17 protein-coding genes are annotated in these 18,581 nt (G+C 59.4%); 2 read left to right on the top strand and 15 right to left on the bottom strand.

The genetic code is table 11. The features are described 5' to 3' along the window. From ACIREA_RS08805 to ACIREA_RS08750, 12 genes are all read right to left on the bottom strand, one after another. Nucleotides 1-687 (bottom strand): type II secretion system F family protein (locus ACIREA_RS08805; protein WP_397381890.1); only part of this gene is annotated, 687 nt, incomplete at its 3' end. Nucleotides 688-694: 7 nt separating this feature from the next. Continuing rightward, nucleotides 695-2,218: a GspE/PulE family protein gene (locus tag ACIREA_RS08800; protein ID WP_397381889.1), complete on the bottom strand. Its 1,524-nt coding sequence runs from the start codon at nt 2,216-2,218 to the stop codon at nt 695-697. After that, a complete protein-coding gene (locus ACIREA_RS08795; protein WP_397381888.1) occupies nt 2,215-3,354 on the bottom strand; it encodes a type IV pilus twitching motility protein PilT in 1,140 nt (379 codons plus the stop codon). Before ACIREA_RS08795 ends, ACIREA_RS08800 begins: the two co-directional genes overlap by 4 nt. Further along, the gene (locus ACIREA_RS08790; RefSeq protein ID WP_397381887.1) at nt 3,351-3,854 is read right to left on the bottom strand and encodes a Fur family transcriptional regulator; all 504 of its coding nucleotides are present in this window, start codon (nt 3,852-3,854) and stop codon (nt 3,351-3,353) included. Before ACIREA_RS08790 ends, ACIREA_RS08795 begins: the two co-directional genes overlap by 4 nt. Nucleotides 3,855-3,866: 12 nt before the next feature. Next, on the bottom strand, nt 3,867-4,541 hold the full coding sequence (locus tag ACIREA_RS08785; protein WP_397381886.1) for a hypothetical protein: 675 nt from the start codon (nt 4,539-4,541) through the stop codon (nt 3,867-3,869). Nucleotides 4,542-4,561: 20 nt separating this feature from the next. Next, nucleotides 4,562-5,722: a CobW family GTP-binding protein gene (locus ACIREA_RS08780; protein ID WP_397381885.1), complete on the bottom strand. Its 1,161-nt coding sequence runs from the start codon at nt 5,720-5,722 to the stop codon at nt 4,562-4,564. Nucleotides 5,723-5,730: 8 nt separating this feature from the next. After that, entirely contained in the window at nt 5,731-6,330 is a 600-nt protein-coding gene (locus ACIREA_RS08775) for a hypothetical protein (RefSeq protein ID WP_397381884.1), read from the bottom strand. Next, nucleotides 6,327-7,664 (bottom strand): hypothetical protein, encoded by a 1,338-nt coding sequence (locus ACIREA_RS08770; protein WP_397381883.1) that lies wholly within the window; start codon nt 7,662-7,664, stop codon nt 6,327-6,329. Before ACIREA_RS08770 ends, ACIREA_RS08775 begins: the two co-directional genes overlap by 4 nt. Next, the gene (locus ACIREA_RS08765) at nt 7,661-8,716 is read right to left on the bottom strand and encodes a prepilin-type N-terminal cleavage/methylation domain-containing protein (protein ID WP_397381882.1); all 1,056 of its coding nucleotides are present in this window, start codon (nt 8,714-8,716) and stop codon (nt 7,661-7,663) included. Before ACIREA_RS08765 ends, ACIREA_RS08770 begins: the two co-directional genes overlap by 4 nt. Then, nucleotides 8,713-9,321: a hypothetical protein gene (locus ACIREA_RS08760; protein ID WP_397381881.1), complete on the bottom strand. Its 609-nt coding sequence runs from the start codon at nt 9,319-9,321 to the stop codon at nt 8,713-8,715. Before ACIREA_RS08760 ends, ACIREA_RS08765 begins: the two co-directional genes overlap by 4 nt. Nucleotides 9,322-9,449: 128 nt before the next feature. Then, complete coding sequence (locus ACIREA_RS08755) at nt 9,450-10,238, bottom strand: type II secretion system protein (RefSeq protein WP_397381880.1); 789 nt, start codon at nt 10,236-10,238, stop codon at nt 9,450-9,452. A gap of 105 nt (nt 10,239-10,343) precedes the next feature. Next, the gene (locus ACIREA_RS08750; protein ID WP_397381879.1) at nt 10,344-10,571 is read right to left on the bottom strand and encodes a hypothetical protein; all 228 of its coding nucleotides are present in this window, start codon (nt 10,569-10,571) and stop codon (nt 10,344-10,346) included. Between the two features lie 137 nt (nt 10,572-10,708). Between ACIREA_RS08750 and zigA the strand changes: the two genes are divergently transcribed. Next, nucleotides 10,709-11,926: a zinc metallochaperone GTPase ZigA gene (zigA, locus tag ACIREA_RS08745; RefSeq protein WP_397381878.1), complete on the top strand. Its 1,218-nt coding sequence runs from the start codon at nt 10,709-10,711 to the stop codon at nt 11,924-11,926. Between the two features lie 110 nt (nt 11,927-12,036). Here zigA and ACIREA_RS08740 read toward each other — a convergent pair whose 3' ends face one another. Continuing rightward, on the bottom strand, nt 12,037-12,252 hold the full coding sequence (locus ACIREA_RS08740) for a helix-turn-helix domain-containing protein (RefSeq protein WP_397381877.1): 216 nt from the start codon (nt 12,250-12,252) through the stop codon (nt 12,037-12,039). 213 nt (nt 12,253-12,465) lie between these two features. Here ACIREA_RS08740 and ACIREA_RS08735 point away from each other — a divergent pair, with 213 nt between their 5' ends. Continuing rightward, nucleotides 12,466-13,296: a hypothetical protein gene (locus tag ACIREA_RS08735; protein ID WP_397381876.1), complete on the top strand. Its 831-nt coding sequence runs from the start codon at nt 12,466-12,468 to the stop codon at nt 13,294-13,296. 61 nt (nt 13,297-13,357) lie between these two features. Here the strand turns inward: ACIREA_RS08735 and ACIREA_RS08730 are convergent, their stop codons facing one another. After that, nucleotides 13,358-16,546 carry a type I restriction endonuclease subunit R gene (locus ACIREA_RS08730; RefSeq protein ID WP_397381875.1) on the bottom strand — a complete coding sequence of 1,063 codons (3,189 nt, stop codon included), beginning with the start codon at nt 16,544-16,546 and terminating at the stop codon, nt 13,358-13,360. A gap of 6 nt (nt 16,547-16,552) precedes the next feature. Continuing rightward, a partial coding sequence (locus ACIREA_RS08725) for a DUF262 domain-containing protein (protein ID WP_397381874.1) occupies nt 16,553-18,581 on the bottom strand: 2,029 nt, incomplete at its 5' end.

Below are 18,581 nucleotides of genomic sequence, written 5' to 3'. Positions count from 1 at the left end.
AATGATGACCGTGGTGACGCCGTTGATTTGAATCCAGTCGCTGATGTCGAGCAGACGCTGGGTCATCGGCGGCAGCTTCTTGCCCATCGCCCGCAGGAAGACCTGCAGCTTCGGCAGCACTCCAATGACCATGTAAACCGCCAGTCCGATGGCGAGCAGGAAGACGATGGCCGGATACATGAGCGTGGTGAGCAAGCCGGCGCGCAGCGTGCGCTTTTTCTCCAGAGCCATGGCGGCACGCTCCAGCACGGGGCCGAGATGGCCGGTCTGCTCGCCCACGCTGACGAGCTGCACGACGAGGCGATTGAAGCATGGGTGCTGGGCTAGCGCATCGGCAAAGGTGCGCCCGCTTTCGATGGCGGTGACCACCTCCTCCCACACTCTGCGAAGACGGCCACGCTCCGACTGTTCTGCGACAAGCCTAAGTGCGCCCAGCAAGGTGAGCCCGCTGCGCAAAAGTGTGGCGAGCTGATAGAGGCTGATTTCGATGTCGAGCGAGCGAATCCACAGCAGTTCGGAGGGCTTCCAACCGCGTGAGTGTGCCGGATGCTGTACCTCCTCAAGACCAATCACCGTCAGGCCACGTCCGCGCAGTTCGGCTGCGGCCGCGGCGCTGGAGGAGGATTCCAGTTCACCCGAGAGACGGGAACCTGCGGCATCGCGAACGTTGTAGAGGAAGGCGGGCATGGGGAGTTTACCAGACGGTCACGGCGCTGCGCACGTCATTCATGGTCACGCTGCCGGCGCGCAGTTTTTCGGCGGCATCGTGGACGAGCAGCGGCAGGTTGCGCAGGCGCATGGATTCATTCAGCGCCGCCTCATCTGCGCCACGCGCGATCATCTGCGACCACTGCTCATCGACTGGCAGCATTTCAAACAGACCCATGCGACCGATGAAACCGCGCCCGGCGCAGTAGAGGCAGCCCTGCGGCTCAAAACCATCCTGCCCCTCCAGTTCCGGCTGCGCGAGCAGGGCCGCTTCTTCGGTGCGGATCGCGCGCGGCTGAATGCAATGCCCGCAGCATTTGCGCACCAGCCGCTGTGCCACGGCCAGGCGCAGTGTGGAGGCGATGAGAAAACGCTCCACACCCATCTCGGCCAGACGCACCACCGCTCCGGCGGCTGAGTTTGTGTGCAGCGTGGAGAAGACCAGATGGCCGGTGAGCGCGGCTTTGATGGCGATATCAGCGGTCTCACGATCACGAATCTCACCGATCATCACGACATCAGGATCATGCCGCAGCACGCTGCGCAGGGCACTGGCGAAGTTGACCTTGTCCGCGCTGTCCACCTCCACCTGCACGAGACCTGGAATCTCATTTTCGATGGGATCTTCGATGGTGATGATGTTCTGCACCTCGGCGGCGATGAGTTCACGCAGCGCGGCATAGAGGGTGGTAGTCTTGCCGGAGCCGGTGGGACCGGTGAGCAGGATGAGGCCGTGCGGTTTGGCGATGGCCTCGCTGAACATGGCATGATGCGTGGCGCTCATGCCCAGAGCACCGAGACTGAAGCGGCTGCTGTCCACGGCGAGCAGTCGTAGCGTGAGGCGCTCGCCATGCCTGGTGGGGATGGTGGCCACGCGCACATCGACCACGAGGCCGCGTGCTCCGGCTTCGCTATGACGGAAAGCACCATCCTGCGAGGCGCGACGTTCGGCGATGTTCAGCCCGGCGATGATCTTGAAGCGGTTGAGCAAAGCTCCATGCACGCTCATGGGCAGGCGGTAGGCCTCCTCCAGCACACCATCGACGCGCAGGCGCACCTGCAGCTCCTTTTCCCCCGGATTGAAATGGATGTCGGAAGCCTGACGCAGCATCCCGGCACGGAGGATTTCGTTGGCGAGTTGTGTGGCGTCGGAATCGCCATCTCCCGCATCCAGGCTGGCGGCGGCCTGTCCGCGCTCTGTGTAGCGTGTGAGAGTGCTGATCCCGGCCTGGGGGGCATCGCGGTAAAGCCGGTCAAGAGCGCGGCCGAGTGATGCGGGCTCTGCCACCACCGCACGCAAAGGGTGCTCAAAGTAACGCTGCAAGGTGCGGAGTGCGGCTTCATCATCCTGATGCTGGCAGGCCAGCCACACATGCCCCTCATGCACGGCAAAGGGCAGGAGTCTTCGTCTCAAGGCGATGCTCGCAGGCAGACGCAAGGCCTGCACGGAATCAATGCGCACGGCATCGAGATCGAGCAGCGTCTGCGGTTTGTGAGGCGTGGGAGTCATGCGGATGCGGCGGAACGTGTCCTCATGCGGCTGGCGCGCTCATACACCTGCGCTGGCTTTCGGGCGAGGCCATTGACGGTCTGCTCGGAGATGTCTCCGCGCAGGTAGAGCGTGGCGAGGCTGTGCTCCATGGTCTGCATGCCCTGCTGCGTGCCGGACTCCATGGCAGAGTAGATCTGATTGCTCTTGCCCGTGGCGATGAGGTTCGCCACGGCCTGGCTGGCCATCAAAATCTCCGCTGCGAGCACGCGACGGCCCTTGGGTTCTTTGTCGTCATTGCCGCGTTGTTTTCGTCCCGGACCGTCCGCGACGACGAGATGCTGGGCGACGACGGCACGCAGGACGAGGGCGAGCTGGCGGCGGATGCAGTCCTGCTCGCCCGCAGGAAACACAGACACCATGCGCTCGATGGCTCCCACGCAATCGCCCGCGTGGACGGTGGTGAAAACGAGATGCCCGGTCTCCGCCGCCGTGATGGCAGTGCGGATGGTGGTGAGGTCGCGGATTTCGCCGACGAGGATGACATCGGGGTCCTGCCGCATGGCGGCGACGAGCGCGTCATTGAAGCTGGGGGTGTCGAGCCCAAGCTGGCGCTGATTCACCAGCGCGAGATTGGAGTGATGCACATACTCCACCGGGTCTTCGATGGTGATGAGATGGCAGCGCCGCGTTTGATTGATGTGATCCAGCAGCGTGGCGAGCGTGGTCGTCTTGCCGGAACCCGTGGGGCCTGCGATGACAACGAGCCCATAGGGCTGCAAGCAGAGCTGGTTCAGCGAGTCCGGCAGCCCCAGCTCCGAGAGCGGACGAAAGCGGTCATCCAGACGACGCAGTGCGAGATGGATGCGGCCTCGAACCTTGTAAATGTTGATGCGGAAGCGCACGCCGCGCCGGCTGGTGAGGGCCCCATCGTAGCTGCCGGTGTCACGCACCACCGGGCCGCTTGACTGGCCGGTGATTTCACGCGCCCAGCGCTCCATTTGAGCTTCCGGGATGGCTGGCGAAGATTCATCTGACCTGAGCACGCCCTGCACACGGAAGTAGGGCGCGGCATCACTGGCGAGATGCAGGTCCGAGGCACCGAGGTCGAGACATCGGTCGAGCAGGGGTTCAAGCTGTTGGGCAGGCACGCTCATCGAATTTGGTGAGTGTGGTGTTCCTGCGGCACGTCATGGCCCTCCGTGCAGTGCGGGCACAAGCCGAAAACCTCCAGTTCATGGCGCACGGCTTTCCAGCCTGATTTTGCGGCGAGCTGCTGCTCCATCCTGTACAGTTCGGGCGGTGTCTGCACGGGCTGGAGTTCACCACAGTTCGTGCAGACGAGGTAGTCCGGCTGCGGGCCGGGCCGGATGATCTGAAAGTACTGCGCGCGTTCGCCGAGATGCATGCGCCGCACCACGCCTGCCTGCTCCAGCTTCAACATCAGGCGATAGAGGGTCACCGGGTTGAATTCCTTCAGGCTGGTCAAGTCTGCCCAGTAGGCGATGGCGGCAGGGGCAGAGTGCGCGGTCATCGCGTGAATCAGGCTGCGGAGTGCGGGGGTGCGCCTGACCCCGCGCACCTGAAGTCCGTCGAGGATCTCCTCAGCCGTGCGGGCGGAGGCGTTTGCAGTTGTGCTGTCATGATGAGTGTCCATGCGGAAGAGGGATCAGTTCAGAGCTGCATGGCTTTTCTCCTGCCGAAGCCGGGACGGCCTGATCATTTGCTGAGGGGCATGGCGTGTGGGATTGTGGCCGGATGTGCCATGAAACATGATTTTGGCACGTGGTGCGGCTGCCCCCTGCTGTGCAAGGGCACGCAGCCATTTGGTGGCCTGTGGTGCCGGCAGCCAGGGGCTGCCCTTTGGCAGTCTGCCGAGCATGTGGCGGCACTGGCTGCGGTAGTCCGCACCCTGGCGCGCCAGGATCCAGTCTTCGTAGTCTGCCAGCCAGGTGGCAAAGACCTGTGCGCCCTTCAAGGTGGAGACCGTGTCGTGGCAGAGCACCTCGGGCTGGTAGCTGCCGGGGATCACTGGCTCATGCAGATGATGCGAGGTGCAGCGGCCTGACGTGCGCACAAAGAGAAAGCCCGGCTGCGGATCATGAGCGCCGGGATACCAGCCAGCGCAGGCCCCGTGCAGTTCGATGATGCCTCCACGGTAATCAAGCCGATAACAACTTGTGCCCTTTAAGCCGGGGGACGGCAGTTTGATGAAGCCGTGCTGGACAAGCAGATTGCCACTCGTCATCACATCACGGCCCCAGAAGAACATCTGCTGAAGCAGCGCGGCTTTGAAGTCGCTCAGCAGTACACGCTGGCGGGAAATGGGGATGTCTTGTGACATGGGTGGAAGGGGCTGGCTCATCACACGCGCAGGAGGGTTTTGGGCCATGGGTCGTCGAAGGTCTCGCCGCGCTGCCAGGCGGTGATTTCGTCGTCGGTGCAGAAGCATGACTTGAGGTCTTGCACGAAGATGGCGCGGTCATGCGCGGTGCCGATCACAGTGAGTTCGCAGGCGCGGTCGCCGAATTCGGGGTGGGTGCCTTGGAGCATGTCACGCAGCATGGCGATTTCCTCCGGCACGAGTTTGCCATCGGGATTGGTCACGAGCGCCGCCTTCCAGTAGGCCATGAGCTCCATCTCGATGCTGCATGCGGCTTGATTCCACAGCAGGACATCGCGATCCCGTGAGGGCATCCAGATGAATCCTTTGCTGCGGTGGATGCCAGCGCCGAGTCGCTTGCTGAACAGGGTCCAAAGCCGCCGTGGATGCAACGGACGAGGATCGGTGATGACGGTGCTGCCGAGGTCATAGCTGGCGGCATCTCCCACGTCATCATGCTGCCAGCCGGCGGCGAGATGTTGCGCCCGATCCATGTCGAAGCTGCCGGTGCCGAGGATCAACTGAGGCGTGATCCTGCCGTAGTTGACTGAGTAAAGCGCTGCGGAGGGATTGAGTGCCGTGAGGTGTTGGGCCATCCATTCGATGGCCTGGGGAATCAGCTTCTCGGTCTTGGTGAGCAAGATCACATTCGCCAGGCGGATCTGTGCCGACAGCAGCGGAGCCTGGGGCTGAGTGGCCTCACTGAGCAGGCGCCCGCCGCCGTAGTCCTCCATGAATGCTTTCGCATCAATGAGCGTGACAAAAGTGTCGAGCTTGAACTCAGGCCGTGCGCTGATCTCCTGGATCAGAGGCCCGGGATGCGTGCTGCCGGAGGTTTCGATGATGACGTGATCCAGGTCATCGCGCCCGTGCCAGGCATCAAGAACGCTTGCAAACGCCCCGCGCTGCGTGCCGCTGATGCTGCCGGTGTGGATGCTGGCGAAGTTGCCGCGCTGCTCGTTGAACCCTTCGGGGTCGCGCACCAGATCGCCATCCACTTCCAGCTCGCTGAGGTCATTGACGATCACGCCGAGGCGCGTTCCCTTGGCTTCGCGCAGGAGACGGCGCAGCAGCGTGGTTTTGCCTGAACCTAGGAAGCCGGAAATCACCGTGACCGGGAGGGTGTGGGGGCTGTCGCTCATCAGGTGCATCACAGGCGAAGGCGCAGCTTCCACTCGCGCACGGGGCTTTGGTTTTGAGGTTCTGCCATGCTCAGGCTCAGCGGCAGGCAGGCGCTGCCTTCAAAGTCAGGCAGGGCCATCAGAGTGGCCTGCACGCCGCTCCAACTGCCGAGAAAGCGCACCTGCCACACACTGTCAGCATGCGTGGTGTGGCTTTGTTTGACGGCAGATCCACGTGCGGTGCCAGAAGCGGGTGCGGATTGTTTGGAGGAGGGGCCTTCATCCACCACGATCATGCCGTGCTTGCGCAGCAATGCGCCGATCATCACGACGGCTTCGGAGCGCTGCATGGCATCGCTGCCGTCTTCGCTGAACGCGGCCAGTTTGCGCTTCAAGTCCGCCTGCTCGGTCTTCAGGCGTTGCAGGTCAGCGGCGAGCGCCTGCGGATTCAATCTCATGGGACCGACTTCTTCACGCAGTTTGTCGCGCTGCTGGCAGGCCTTGGTCAGCGCGCTGAGATGGGTGCCATTGATGAAGACAGCATAAACCGCCAGCACCAGCGCACCCGGCAGCACTAGGAGCAGGAAGCGTTCACGCGCGGTGAGCGAGGGCTTGTTCTTCGGCTTCATGGTGTGCTGGAGGCTTGAGTGTTTGAGACGGATGTGGAACTGCCATCGAGCCTCAGCGGAATCTCAAAATCCCAGGTCGGCGTGCCGCCCGCGAGCCGTGCCGTGGTGCGCGCCGGGCGCACGCTCCAGCCTAACGGCGTGAGGCGTGCGCCAAGCGTACGCGAGAACTCGGCGGCAAGTTCCTGATGCGTGCAGAGGCCGGAGATCAGCGCCTCCATGCCGGTGTAGCGGGAGCCTGCCGGGCTGCCGGAACCGGCGGGCTCCTTCAAGCTGCGCACCAGCAGGCCGGAGGGCCGCAGCTCGCCCACGGCGGCAAGCATCGCGCCAAAACCGCGCAGGGCCTGGCTTTGCAGGCGGCGGGCGGATTCCAATTCTGTGCGCAGCTTGCTGATGTCTGCGGATGTTTGCTTCAGCTCGGCACGTTGTTTGGCCACCGCGCTCAGGGTTTTGACCTCCTCCTGCGCCTGCTGAAGCTGCCGTTCGGAGATCCACCAGTGGGCAAAGCACAGCCCAAGGGCGATGGCCGCCGTGCTCACGGACAACCACACACGCTTCACCGCGCTCATCGGTTGTGCCGGCGGCAGCAGCACCGGGACAGAGGGCGTGGGCGCGTTGAGAGCCTGATGCCAGGACGTGAGCCACGAGCGCAGCGTTTCATCTTCATGCAGGCTGTGCACCTCGCAGTCCGTGACGAGGGCCTGCGGCTTTGCAGTCAGCATCATGCGCACGCTGCCCGTGGCGGGAAAACGCGCCATGACCGATGTGAGCGGCGCGCTTTCATCGACCGCCAGGATGTCGAACGCGCCACTGGCCCGGTGAATGAAGAGCAAATCATGCCAAAGCTCGAAGCGCTCCGCCACCGTGCCAAGCTGCATGACAAGGCCGCCCGGATGAGCGATGCCCTCCAGCCGCGCGCCAAGCCGCACGACTTCAGCCTCAATCTCGGCGCGCATCCGCTGGCTGATCTGGGTGACCCACCAGGCCTCCGCGCCGCTTGCTGCCGCCATACGACAGGCAGCGGTCTGGCTCGTCATCGCAGGCAGTCCGGTCAGCGCCTCCGCTTCAAACGCGAGAGCTGAGGAAAGCTCTGCTTCAGTCAAGCCCTGCAAACGCCCCGGCGTCGTCTCCACGATCGCCGTGGCGGCGGCAGTAGTCAGCACCCAGACACGACGCGGAGCCGCCTTTACCAGCCCAAGCGCCGCCAGCGTGAGCGAAGCCACATCCACCCCATGCGCAGGCGGCACCGCATGCCCCATGCTGCGCAGTACGCCGCGCGAGTCAAAATCACCGCGCGCGATGAAGTGGGGAGTGACGAGGAGGATCGTGCGACTCATGGTTTATTGATGATCACAAGCTTGATGGTGTTACTCCCTGGCCGAGCTCTTAGATACACTGGAGCACTTCTAAGGTTGCCCGCATTCACAGGCCTCGTTGTACCATCGTCCTTTCGCGCATAGGCTCGAACTGCCCGAATGCCTGGAGTGGTCGAAACTGGCGAAAAAGTTAGAAGATCGTTGTCATGCTCATGATATGAATCAAACGGATCACCCATGGCTCCCTCTGGACCTACTGCCGCCTTCACTGAAATCATTCCATCTGAAGAGTTCGGTTCAAAAAGACGGACGAATACGCGTGTGATCTCAGAGCTGTTCAAAACGGTTCCCGTTGAGTCTTGAATTTCGACCTGAGCGACTACGGTCGCAGCCACCATTTCGGAAAAGTTCACGTCAAGCTCGGCATCATACACATCCACACCACCAGCAGCCCCATCACGACCATAGCTGGTGATTTGATCAATCGGATCGCCTGCGCCAACAGCCCCTCCGCTGTTTAGAAGGCTATCGTTGGGGAAACCTGGCACGACGCCAGCCGGCGTCACCAACTGCGCTCCCCAGCCATCTCGTGGAAGGAGGTTTCCGGGGGGCAAGCGCAGGTAAGGTCCGCGCCAGCCAACGCCGAGTCGCACCGTGTCGGCATTCACTTTTATGTCTTCCTCATCGGCTTCGTCCGCTGGAGTGCAATTCGAAGTGATCGCAGGGAGCACTTGATAAGCCGCCATCCCAGCAGGCTGCTGGACGAGTTCAGCCAGCGTCAAAACTGTGCCTCCGTCCACCACTTCTGCCGCCGCTTGTGGGAGGCGTCCCGTGTCCGCCATAAATCCGGTGTAAAGCAGCGTGCCATCTGTGTCGCGGAGGTTGGCAGGCCCGATCACTGCGTCGCGGATGTTTTCCAGCGTGCGCTGAGTGGCTTCGTAGCGGGCCTGATCTGCCACGCCGCTGGTGCTGGTGATGGCGACGGTGGAGAGAACGACGAGGATCGTCAGCACGACCAGCAGCTCAAGCAGGGTGAGGCCGCTTGGGTGGAGAGATGGGCGGTGGATTTTCATGAGCGGGTGTCCGCCACGCGGAGAAAAAGAAGCACGTCATCGCCACAATCAGCGAGGGCGGGCATGGTCACTATGGGGGGCGTGTCGATGACGCCGTCCTCGCCGCCAGAGACGATGCGGATGTACTGTGCATCCGGGGTTTGGATCACGATGGGACTGCCCCAGGCATCCAGCACGGCGGGGTCGGTGGCGCTGCCATAGGCGTCATTGACACCATAGCGTGTACCGCTGCTCAGCAGATAGGGGCCACGCCAGCCGATGCGCGTGTTGGGATCAAAGTCAGGCCAGTCAGCGCGTGGCACAAACAGCTCGGCCATGGTCTGGGGCAGGTCGGCATCGCGCTGCGCCAGGTCGGGCCACAAGCCTTTCTGACCATTCCCACCGAGGATCGCCGCGCGCACCTGCAGCAGGGTCTGCTCCGTGGCGATTTGCTGCGCTGTCTTGCGGTCGCCAGCAAAGCCCAGACGCAGGTCGGTCACGTTGGGCACGATGATTCCAGCCACGGCGATGAGCACCATCAGCACGACGAGCAGCTCAAGCAACGTCAGGCCCGCCACACGATGATGGCGTGCTGAGGCTCCAGCATTTTTGTGATCGAGGTGCATGTGCATGGACAGGCTGAGAGGGCGTACAATGTTTAAAGAACCCCGCTCGGCTTGACCGGGCGGGGCCATGCGGCACCCCGCAGGACGCGAGGTGCCGCAGACTTTGGCATCACACGATGCCTGTTAGATTACAGCTGGTTTGCGTTGAAGAACTCCGAGACGTGATCGCCACCATTGGCGAGGCCGTCGTCGTGCATGGCGAGCACCCCGATGAAAATAGCTTTGTCCAAGGCTGTGCCGTCATTCGCCACTTTGTAGATGGCAAGATAGCGGGCATAGACGACGTCAGGACCCGAGCCTGCCACATCACCAAAGTGATACGGAGCCTCATTGGTCGTGCGGCCAATCAGTTCGCTCTTCTGACCGATGCCGAGGGCAACGTAGGTATCACCTGCGCCACCATCAGGACGCAGAAGCGCTTCGACGGTAGTTTCCGTAGCGACAGCGACGGAAGGCGTGCCTGCCGTGAGGTCGAGGTCAGCGGCAGCGTCATACGGGTTGAAGGTGGTATTGCCACCAGCCGTATCAAGGGTCGCCTTCGTGTCATAGAGCCCCGCAAGCGACGTGATTCCCGCATTGAACAGAGCATCACGAGTGTCTGCCGTCAGCGCTGTGGCGGTGAGGCCAGTCGTGCCCGGCAGATAGTCAACCAGTGCCACGCCGTTGACGAGATTGTCAAGGTTCGCGGGCTGCTTGAAGTAGATCTGCTCAAACTCCTGGATGCGCTTGTTGGCCTCTGGAATGTTCGTGGACGCCGCCGCCGTGTGAGCACGCGTGAGCATGTTTGGCAACTGCGGGATGAGAATGCCGGCGAGGGCAATCAGGATGACCAGGACGACCAGGAGCTCGATGAGCGTCAGGCCTTTCTGGTTGTAACGACGCGCCAGGCGTGTCGCGAGAATATGGGATACCTTCATGTTTTTTGTCTGTGTTTTGGTGTGTGTGTGAAGGGCTCCGGGTTCTGCGACCTCCGGCCTCGATTGTTTTCCGGCGGTGTTTGTCACCGCCCGAAAGGCTGTGCCTCAGTGCGCGCCGGTGGGCGGCATGGGGCCGAAATGGATGGAAAAAAGCTCCTTGCTGCGCGGGCAGCGAATCTCAATGCGGCTCCCCCGACGGACGAAAAGCAGCCGGCCTGCGCCGGAGCGGAACTCACCTTCTGGGAGCTCACAGATCGTCCCGTCCGCGCGCTCCACCGACAGGATGAGGGGGGCGGGTTTGCGAGATGTATTGGGAGAACCAGCATGGGACATGTGCAGAGCAGGGATTTCAAAAATGAACTGAAAAGAGGACGGAAGAAGGGGCCGATGCGCCCATTCGATAATGCATTTTAGTTGCGTTAAGTCAATATCTATTGCAACATGTTTGCGTTATAAATATCCACACATTCATGCACATAAAGACACCAAAGCTCCCTGTCACCGTCCTCTCCGGCTTCCTCGGAGCTGGGAAAACCACCTTGCTCAATCACATCCTGCGAAACCGCGAGGGACGCAGAGTTGCCGTCATCGTCAATGACATGAGCGAGGTCAATGTGGATGCCCAGCTTGTGAAGGCTGGCGATGCCCAGCTCTCCCGCACCGAGGAGAAAATGGTGGAGATGAGCAATGGCTGCATCTGCTGCACGCTCCGTGAAGATCTGCTCAAGGAAGTCTCAAAACTGGCTCGCGAAGGCCGCTTCGACGCTCTGCTCATCGAGTCCACAGGAGTCTCCGAACCGATGCCAGTGGCCGAAACTTTCACCTTTCAGGATGAGGAGGGACGGTCGTTGTCTGATCTCGCGCAACTCGACACCATGGTCACCGTGGTCGATGCACGCAACTTCCTGAATGATTACTACAGCACCGAAGATCTTCAGCAGCGCGGGCAGGCGGTGTCCAAGGAAGACGGTCGTACGATTGTCCATTTGCTGACGGATCAGATCGAATTCGCCAACGTCATTCTCATCAATAAAACGGATGTCGTAAGCACCGAGGAACTCGGCGATATTCGTGGTGTCATCCAAGCTTTGAATCCGAAGGCAAAGGTCTATGAAACGCGTCAATCCGAAGTGCCGCTGAATGCCGTGCTGAGCACCGGACTCTACGCACAAGCAGAGTCGGAGCAGGCTGAAGGCTGGCTGGATTCCTTGAACGGTCACACGCCGGAGACGGAGGAGTACGGCATCAACAGCTTTATCTACCGTGCCCGGCGGCCTTTCCATCCGCAACGTTTTGATGCCTTCATGCGTGCAGCATGGGAGGGCGTCATCCGGGCCAAAGGCATGTTCTGGCTCGCCACACGCATGGAACTCGCAGGCTACATCTCTCAGGCCGGCGTGCTGCGAGACACCCGCGCCATGGGCATGTTCTGGTCAGCCGTGGGCAGTGATGAATGGCCCAAGGATCCCGCAGCACAGGCAGAGATCGAAGCCAATCTGCAAGAGCCCTACGGAGACCGGCGCACCGAAATCGTACTGATCGGCCGTGAAATGGATCAAGCCGCCCTCACAGCTCAACTCGATGCCTGCCAGCTCAATGACGCCGAAATGATCGGGGGACCGGAAGCCTGGCAACAGCTGCCTGATCCATTCCCATCCTGGATTGCAGTGAATGAGTCGGAGGAATAAAGAAACGCGAGCAGACACCCAGGCGACTTTCTCCTCGATGGCGAAACCGCAGGAGTCCCCTTCCATGCCTTCGACCTGCTAACCCGTGCAGCATGAGGGCCAGAGCCTAGTCACATCCCAGCTAGCAAATCAGGCCACGAACAATCAAGCGCTTTGCGTAGCCGAGCTAGCATCTCTACCCCAGGGTTGGCCGCTCCCGCCTCAATTCGCTGAAGCTGCCGCCGGTCAATTTGCGATTGCTCCGCAAGCTCTTCCTGCGTCAAACCCATCGCCATCCGTAACCGGTTGACGTTTCTTCCAAGGATTTGACGAATGCGGAGTGCCACGAACGCGATTAATGGCTAAAGCGGCATAATTGTCGGCGGCAGGAATGTCGCTTTTTTGCTTGCATCACAAAATGACCGGGGCAAGCATGCGCTTCTTAAAGAAGGCAATCCAAACTAAGGCTGCTTCCGCACCAACAGTTTCGCTTAATCCTTACCCGCGTTTTGGGTTGCCGATGATTCACCTGCAAAAGGCACACCCATATGAAAGCAAAAATGAAATGGATTCTCTTCACCTTCGTGAGCGCCGTTCTCACGACTGCCTCCATCGCAAAAGACACAGCACTGTGGGACGGGACGTGCCGCAATGTGACTCATCAACTAGACGGATACCTAAAACTTCTCATCCAACAGGAAGGCTCTCAAATATCCGGCTACATCTCCATCAGTGGCTGGCTTGCTGGCAGTGCGGAGATCAAAGGAAAGCGTGACGGAAACACGATTTCATTTGTCAGCAAGGATCCAGCAGGAGTGCGCATTGAATGGAGTGGCATAGTGCGGGACGACATCCTCGACGGGGAGTATACCGTTGATCCAATTGTTAGCGCAGGTTTGGACAAGCAAGTTGGTGAGTTCAAGGTTGAGCTCGTAGATAAACATCAAGATGGCATACCGGAGTCTGAGGCAGCATTTCGTAAACTCTTCATGCTTGGCTTGGAATCAGAACTGAATGCCCCGGTCCAACTCAGCGACGGAACCATGGAATTTGGCGCAGACAGCATTTTCCAGGCGATTCACCCAGTGGGAACAGGTGTCAGCGTGAGAGTCACCGAGATTGATATCGACTGGAAAGAGAACGCGACGAGGAAGGACGCCAAAGACATTCGAAAATATACAATAGCATACACCCTCTACTGGCATGGAATCATCACTCCCATCGGGTGGACCAAAATGTCATTAACCTACAATGCAAATCTTGGACAGGTCACAGAACACAAAATCATTCAGTCAACCGGCACGACCAACAGGGAGGCGAAGGACATGGCATTTGGGGTTGGAGTTTTAATCGGTCAGGCCGCGATGGAAGCATTCCTCAACAGCAAGTAGGGAGCACTTTGTGTCCTTGAAATGGTGAGCACTGCAGCAAGTATTTATTCCAGTCGCACCCTCACGCCGCCGTCTCGTAGAAGTGCTCGAAGACCGCCTCCACCTTCGCCTCGTAGAGGGGCTTGTCATAGGCCATGGGCAAACCTTCGTCGAGGGTGTCCTTGATCACGTCCTGGAGCTTGGATCGTCCTTGCTGGGTGCCTTTCCACATCGTGCCGAGGAGAGATTGCACCTTGGTGAACAGTTGCTTCGCCACCTTCTTCACCTCATCACGCTCGGCATCGCTGAGTTCGGGCGCGGGACGGGTAAGAATGTCGAAGATCACGAGTTCAGCAGGCAGGAGATTCTCACGCACATGCCGTGTTTGTTCCTCGGTGAGCTTGCGGCTTTGCTCCAGCAAGGCCGCAAAGAGCTGGTCAATGTTCAGGCTCCCCGCATTGTAGCTCGCGATGAGTTCCTCGAACTTCTGCTGGTAGTCCGTCCGCAAGGCGCGGTGCATGTGGACGATCTTGTCCAGGGTGGCGCGGATGGCGGCTTTGAGCTTTTCGATGTCGAGGTTCTTCTGCTTCGACTCTTTGAACTTCCTCGCCAGCGCTTCGAAGTTGATCTTGGAGAGGTCGATCACGCCATGCCGGGCACCCGCTTTCCCTTCGGCAATGGTGAAGCCTTCCGCGCCGATGGATTCGTCGAGCAATTCATTCAGCTTGCCCATGATCGGCGTGATGTCGGGCGTTTCGCCCTCGCCAGTCTGCAACTTGATCGAATCGGCCAGCGTGGCCAGCAGCGAGCACATCGGGGCAAACTCGATGGCGGCCTTGTCCGGCTTCACGGCTTGATAGAGAGCCCGCACGAGTTTCTCATGGGCGAGGAATTGCTTCCGCAGTTCGTCCGGGGAAATCAGCGCATTCACCGCTTCGCTCAGGAGGTGCAGTTTCTCCATGCCAGTCGCATCATGGATGGCGCTCAGACTCACCCCTTGGCGCTGGCAAAACTCAGCCGCCTCTTTCACGGCGGCACGCAGTTGCTCCACCAGCTCCTGTTTGTCACGCACAGGCGTCTTGCCGTCCTTTCCGGCTCCGTAGATGGCCAGGGCTCGCTCCAGCGAGGCGAAGACGTTCGCGTAGTCCACGATCAAACCGCTCTGCTTGCCGGGATAGACACGGTTCGCACGGGCGATGGTCTGCATCAGCGTGTGGTTCCGCATCGGTTTGTCGAGGTAGATCGTCGAGCAGCTTGGCGCATCAAAGCCGGTCAGCCACATCGCGCAGACAAAAACGAGGCCCAGCTCGTCCTTCGGGTCTTTGAAGCGCTCGTCCAGCTTCTCATCGTTCATCCGCTTGCGATGCGGCACGATGTCGATGCCCTTCACTGCCATCTTGGCGATCTCGTTTTGCTCGGCGGAGACGATCACCGCCATGTCGGTGTGCTCCAGCAAATCGAGGCGTCGTTGCAGTTCCCGCACCTTCTCGGCGTCGTAGTCATTCGTGGCCCCGATCTTGGGCTGGCCAGGCTTGAGCGGTTTGGAACGGGACAGCACCTCCAGTTCCTTCCACACGCGTGTTTGTTCTGCCACCCAATGCTTCTGCACCTTCGCGTGCATCTTCAGCGCGGTCACTTTGTCGATGCTCACCACCATGGCCTTGCCTTGGAACCCACGGCCCAGGAAGTGGTTCATGATGTCCTTGGCCACCGTTTCCAAACGGTCGTCACGGGTGATCAGGTGGTATTGCGCTCCCAGTTCACGTTGCAGTTTTTCCTCAGCTTCCAGGCTCAGTTCCGCTTCCTCGATCAGAGCGTAGATGTCCTCGTTCAGGTTGGGATTGTCCAGGTGCAGCTCGGGCGTGCGGTTTTCGTAGAAGAGCGGCACCGTCGCGCCGTCCTCCACGCTTTGCTGAAAGTCGTAGATGGAGACGTAATCGCCAAAGACCTCCCGCGTCCGTTCTTCGCCCGCGATCAGCGGTGTGCCGGTGAAGGCCACAAAGATCGCGTTCGGCAGCGCGGCCCGCATGTTCATGGCCAGTGTGTCATACTGGCTGCGGTGCGCTTCATCGGTCAAAACGATCACGTCCCGCCGATCCGTGAGCATCTCATCGGTTTGGAACTTATGCACCAGCGTGAACACATAGCGGTGATTCCCCCGCAGCAGCTCGCGCAGATGTCCGCCGCTGCTGGCATGGCAGATTTCGCCTTCGGCCTCGCTCACCGCACCGCAGGCCTTGAACGTCGTGGCGATCTGCTCGTCCAGTTCCACGCGGTCCGTCACGATCACAAAGGTCCAGTCGCCGGGCACCGTGCGCAGAATCTTCTGCGAGTAGAAGACCATGGAGAAGCTCTTGCCGCTGCCCTGCGTCTGCCAAAAGACCCCGCCGCGTCCGTGGCCTTCCGTGCGGGCTTTCAGGCTGGCAGCGATGGCGTTGTTCACGCCGAGAAACTGATGGTTCTGCCCCACGATCTTGACCAGTCCCGCCTTGTGCTCGGAGAAGAGGATGAAGTTCTCCACCAAATCCAGCAGACGCTTCTTGTCGCAGGTGCCGCAGATCATCACCTCCAGCGACACCCGACGCTGTTCGCCCTCGCTGGCGATACGCTTCCACTCAAAGAACCGCTCCCAGTCCGCTGTCAGCGAACCCACGCGGCTGTCAGTACCGTTGCTGGCAATCATGAGCGCATTGCCCCAGAAAAGCTGCGGGATGTCCGCCTTGTAACAGGTCAGGTTGTCCGTGAAAGCCTGCTGTGCTGGCACGCCGGGCTTCTTGAGTTCAACCACCACCAGCGGGAGTCCATTGACGAAGCCGATCAAATCCGGTCGCCGCAGGTACAGCGCCCCCTGGATGGACATCTGACTCACGAGGAGAAAATCATTCGCCTCCGGGTTCTCCCAATCAATCACCCGCACCCGCTCCGTCTTCTGCCCGCCGCGCTCCTTGTCCGGCACGCTGACCTTGACCCCTTGCTTCAAAAGCTCATGCGTCTCCCGGTTCGCCGCTGCTGGACTCATCGCCGAGCGATTCCGCGCCAGCTCTTCGAGTGCCGCCGAGATCGCCTCCTGCGACAGCATGGGATTCAACTTCTTCAAAGCAGGCTCCAGCCGCCCTGGCAGTACCGCTTCCGACTTCGCCAAACGACCAAGCGTACCGCTGGCACCCAAGGTTTCCTCCGCTGCCGATACCGTCTCCCAGCCAAGCTTTCCAAACAGCCCGATGGCGGGCTGCTCGACTAGCTGGTCTTCGGTGTAGGCGTGAGCATTCATCGACAGCTAGTTTTGTATGTCCACTCGCAGTTTTGCCCCATTGATAAAGTCTTTTAGCTCGATCCTGATTGCCGCATCTCGTGTCTGAATCAATCCCTTCAGTTCGGCAAGCGTCTTGCCATTAGGTGCAGTCATTGTGTCGTCTAGCAAAAGAGCCGTTTGCCAGTCTGGGCGGCCGAAAACACCATTTTTGAACTCATGGACCTCTTGCAGGAAAACCCACATGGGCTTGTCACTCTTTGAAATGTTGAACGACTTGTCGAGCAATGAACAGTTGCCCAGCAGGTTCACAAACCCCTGTGCCTCCCCCAGGTTTTCATACCCATCAGGCCCAATAACCAGTTTCTCTGCTTCAGTTCCAACAAACGCCTTTAGCTTCTCCTCAGTTTCCTGATTGACAATGCGTTGCCACCAAGCGTCGGCAATCGTGTGATCGACTTCCAGCTTGCTGGTTCGTTTCTTGCCCGTTCGCATTGGGAGGGATGAGTATTTCCATCTGTCTGCGTCCAACCGGTGCCAAACCCAAAGTAGGTTGTGGTAGGCATGAACGCGCCGCCTGTCTTTCACGATCAGGTTGTCAACCTGTTGGATGGCTTTGGGAACAATACGATCCATCAATTTGGCAATGCTTTGGTCCACGACTTCGAGAAACTTTTGAGCCGTGCAGGTGGCAAACGATTTGTGGATACCGTTCAGGTCAGTAGCAAAGTTTTGGAAACTCAGGACAGCGGCATCACCCCAAACTCCAGCCCATTCCGAGGCGAAGAACCAACGATCAACAAATTGTTCTGCACGCTTACGAAGATGCTTCTCCAGGTCGTCCCTCTGAATTACAGACAGCCCCGATAGTGCAACGAATGTCTCGAATGCCATCCCATACCAAGACAGCACAACGATCACGGCATTGAATGATTTGTCTGGGAGCTCTCTCGATTTTATCAGGTCAGCTCCACGCTCCAAATTTGGTTTGAGCCGATTCCATAGCTTCGCCGTAGTAGTTGCCAGTGAGCGAACAATATCCCCCTTCAAAAGGTCCTTGGAGTCCAGCAGGCTCCCGTCTCGATGTTCGACGGCCCAAACAAATGAGATGAGCCTCACAATTTCATCAGTATCCAATTCAAACCCTCGTTCGGCAAAAGCCTCTCTCAGGAAGTCCATGCATTGTCCAGCGGTTTTTCCGTCTGTGAACTCGCGAATCCAGCCCACTTTCAGCCACGCTAGCGTAATCTCTTCGCGTGTCAGAGTTCTTCCCGCAGTGTTGAGTCGCGTGAAAATGTTCACGATGGCGTCGCTATAGTCGTCTTTGGTCCACTGTGGCGTAAGCTGAAACGACTCAATTTGAAGGGCGTGCACGAAACTGTTGTTCTTGATATTTTCAACAACGCGCATGAACTGGGCGAAAAGGCGGAGAACTTTACTTTGCGTTGCCTCTGTAGCACCGTGATCTGCAAATATTGGAATCAGCAGCTCTTCATATTCGCTTTCCGACAAGTCTCTTTCAGCAAGATCCCAGACACGTGACAAGCGAATGAATCGCCCTCTAATCTCCGATGCCTTCAACAAGGGATAAACATAATTCGAGGGACGTGGGTCTGAGGATTGACCAGCAACATCATCTAGAACGATCCAATCCAAAATTTTTCCAGCTTCGATCTTTCGAACCTTTCCTCCTTTTGAAGTAGCTTCGTCATGAAATCTTTCCAAGTCGATGCATAGTGAGGCACGGGACCAATGATTGCTTGGTCGGACACGGCGGTCCCGCAGGTCCAGCGCCCAGTCGGCGTCATTCAATTGGAACCCCCATTGGTCGCCGCCTAAAGCCAGAATTAAACTTTGTATGCGCTGCTGGCCATCCAACACCATGTGATAGGTAGCAGGCTGACCCAATGATGAAGCAGAGCTTCCCGCATCTTCAGATGTTCGGTCAACCACCTGCCAAAAAGCCCGGTGAGGGATGCCCTCGTTAGCTGCAAAACAATCGGGTTTCACTTCCCAAATCAGGAGCGATCCGAAAGGCCAGCCCCGGAAGAGCGAA

Origin of the sequence: Prosthecobacter sp., assembly GCF_044373815.1 — a bacterium.
Classification (GTDB): domain Bacteria; phylum Verrucomicrobiota; class Verrucomicrobiia; order Verrucomicrobiales; family Verrucomicrobiaceae; genus Prosthecobacter.
Note: the sequence above shows the minus strand (reverse complement) of the source record. Positions and strands in the feature narration are given on the sequence as shown.

Coding starts and splice junctions, on each gene's coding strand:
- ACIREA_RS08785 (WP_397381886.1), bottom strand. CDS start 4,541: ATGTCACAAGACATCCCCATTTCCCGCCAGCGTGTACTGCTGAGCGAC.
- ACIREA_RS08755 (WP_397381880.1), bottom strand. CDS start 10,238: ATGAAGGTATCCCATATTCTCGCGACACGCCTGGCGCGTCGTTACAAC.
- ACIREA_RS08775 (WP_397381884.1), bottom strand. CDS start 6,330: ATGAAGCCGAAGAACAAGCCCTCGCTCACCGCGCGTGAACGCTTCCTG.
- ACIREA_RS08765 (WP_397381882.1), bottom strand. CDS start 8,716: ATGAAAATCCACCGCCCATCTCTCCACCCAAGCGGCCTCACCCTGCTT.
- ACIREA_RS08790 (WP_397381887.1), bottom strand. CDS start 3,854: ATGGACACTCATCATGACAGCACAACTGCAAACGCCTCCGCCCGCACG.
- ACIREA_RS08750 (WP_397381879.1), bottom strand. CDS start 10,571: ATGTCCCATGCTGGTTCTCCCAATACATCTCGCAAACCCGCCCCCCTC.
- ACIREA_RS08780 (WP_397381885.1), bottom strand. CDS start 5,722: ATGAGCGACAGCCCCCACACCCTCCCGGTCACGGTGATTTCCGGCTTC.
- ACIREA_RS08800 (WP_397381889.1), bottom strand. CDS start 2,218: ATGACTCCCACGCCTCACAAACCGCAGACGCTGCTCGATCTCGATGCC.
- zigA (WP_397381878.1), top strand. CDS start 10,709: ATGCACATAAAGACACCAAAGCTCCCTGTCACCGTCCTCTCCGGCTTC.
- ACIREA_RS08795 (WP_397381888.1), bottom strand. CDS start 3,354: ATGAGCGTGCCTGCCCAACAGCTTGAACCCCTGCTCGACCGATGTCTC.
- ACIREA_RS08735 (WP_397381876.1), top strand. CDS start 12,466: ATGAAATGGATTCTCTTCACCTTCGTGAGCGCCGTTCTCACGACTGCC.
- ACIREA_RS08760 (WP_397381881.1), bottom strand. CDS start 9,321: ATGCACCTCGATCACAAAAATGCTGGAGCCTCAGCACGCCATCATCGT.
- ACIREA_RS08730 (WP_397381875.1), bottom strand. CDS start 16,546: ATGAATGCTCACGCCTACACCGAAGACCAGCTAGTCGAGCAGCCCGCC.
- ACIREA_RS08770 (WP_397381883.1), bottom strand. CDS start 7,664: ATGAGTCGCACGATCCTCCTCGTCACTCCCCACTTCATCGCGCGCGGT.